The sequence below is a fragment of the Bacillus sp. 05T31 genome (genome assembly GCF_056396725.1).
On sequence record NZ_JBFTMA010000763.1, the window covers coordinates 1 to 2,030 of the forward strand.

The 2,030-nt window shown below is 35.3% G+C and carries 2 protein-coding genes; both read right to left on the minus strand.

Translation table 11 applies throughout. From position 1 onward, the window contains the following. Positions 1 to 1,173, minus strand: a 1,173-nt coding sequence (locus AC1DJR_RS27920) for a DUF445 domain-containing protein (RefSeq protein WP_477004039.1), incomplete at its 3' end; no start/stop codon positions are given. 155 nt (positions 1,174 to 1,328) lie between these two features. Beyond that, the coding region (locus tag AC1DJR_RS27925) for a D-serine ammonia-lyase (protein WP_477004040.1) at positions 1,329 to 2,030 on the minus strand (702 nt) is incomplete at its 5' end.

Below are 2,030 nucleotides of genomic sequence, written 5' to 3' on the forward strand. Positions count from 1 at the left end.
CTGCAAATCTTTACCGACATTATTTTCAATCATTTCGATTAATGTTTTATCATCTAACTTATCAAGGTTTTCTTGCACAAGCTTTCCAATTTTCGAATGATTCTTTTCAACAATAGTAACAACTTGTTTTTGTAACCAATCTTCTATTTTTTGAACAGTCAGTTCGTCTTCTTTTATTTTATTCATTTGTGTTTGTAAGAATGGAACAACATATTTATCAGCAAATTCTTCATTCTTCACAAAAGTAACTGCCCTACTCTGTACTTGCTCAAGCATCTCTTTTATTTTGTCAGTAGCATCCCAATTGGCCATCCATTTTTCTTTCCAATTCTCTAATTCCTGTAATAAAGATTCATTTTCTTTCACATTTATAATTTCTTGACGAATCTTCGCTAATATAAGTTGCCTTGTGCTATTATCTGCATCTTGTAAGCTGTTAATATTGCTAATGATAAACTTCTGCAAAATGCCTCCAATTTTATCTTCATCTACAATATTCATAAATGATTTCAAAGTAAACTGTAAAAATCCATCTACTTTTATGTTTTCCATCGCCTTCATACCTAAGCTTCCAAGCTGATAACGTGCTTCATCTTGAGCTGTCCAATCTTTCACTTTTACTAATATGTAATCAAGTGTTTTTTCATCATATTCTTGCACTACTAATTGATCCACGAGAACTTGTAATATGTTACTTGTGTTAATTGTATGCAAATATGTTTTTAATTCTTTTTCAATAATAACTGCTAATTTTTCCGTATCTATTTGAAGAATCGCTTTCTCAGCAATTGTTACAATYCCTTTTTTCACAGCATCTGATTGTAACTCTTTCTCAGCAATTTGCAGTACCATTTGCGCTAGCTGCATTTCTTTTACTTTACTTGTAATACTTTCTTTCGTCAGCCATTCATTTTCTAACGTAGAAACGAGCCCCTTTGTTACCCTCTTCCGATTTTTAGGCAATAAAGCTGTATGCGGAATTGGGATCCCCAACGGATGACGGAATAAAGCTGTAACCGCAAACCAATCCGCAAGTCCACCAACTAACCCAGCTTCAAATCCCCCTTGAATAATCTCCCCAGCTACCGTTCCTTGAAAAGGGATCGAAGCCGCAAAGCCTACGCCCATAACCCCAAGCGAAATACCCGCTATATATTTAGTCTGTAATGACATCGTATACACATCCTCTTATTATGTAAAATAAAGCTTTTTTGTTATATTTATTCGATATTAGCAATCCTTTATATCTATACTATAATGAACTAATGCGAAAATAACAAAGAATTTTATGCACATGAAAAAAAATGAGGCTGTAAATAGCCTCATTTTTATTTACACGTTAATTCCRAACCTTTYTTATAATAMCCAYTCATCACGTCTTCCGGAACCATACTMCCACCAGTTCCCCACACAATATGAGTACCTTTCTTCACCTTTTCTGTTAACTGTTGTTTTTGTAAATACTCATTTTCAGCTTTACATACATTCAACGGTCCTATCATACCCGCTAATGCCGAAGGCTCTAAATAAATATTCTCAGTATCAGCCAGTTCTTTTAATAATCTATATAACGATTCATCACTTACTGTGTAATTTCCACTCAAAAATGGTTCCATCGTTTTACCGACAAATCCAGATGGTCTTCCTACTGCAAGCCCATCCGCATCAGTTACATTGTCAATCCCGATATCTTGAACGGCAATTTTATCGTGAAGCCCTGTCATTAAACCGAGTAACATACACGGAGAGTGCGTAGGCTCAGCAAAGAAACAATGCACATTGTCTTTGTACAATAACTTTAAGCCGAATGCTACTCCGCCAGGCCCACCACCTACCCCGCACGGAAGATAAACGAATAAAGGGTGTTCTTCATCTACTACAATYTCTAACTCTTCTAATTGTTTTTGTAAACGWGACGCTGCTACTGCRTATCCTAAAAATAAATCATGTGAATTTTCATCATCAACAAAATAACAGCTAGGATCTGCATCTGCTTGCAGTCTTCCTTCTTCTACTGCTTTACTATAATC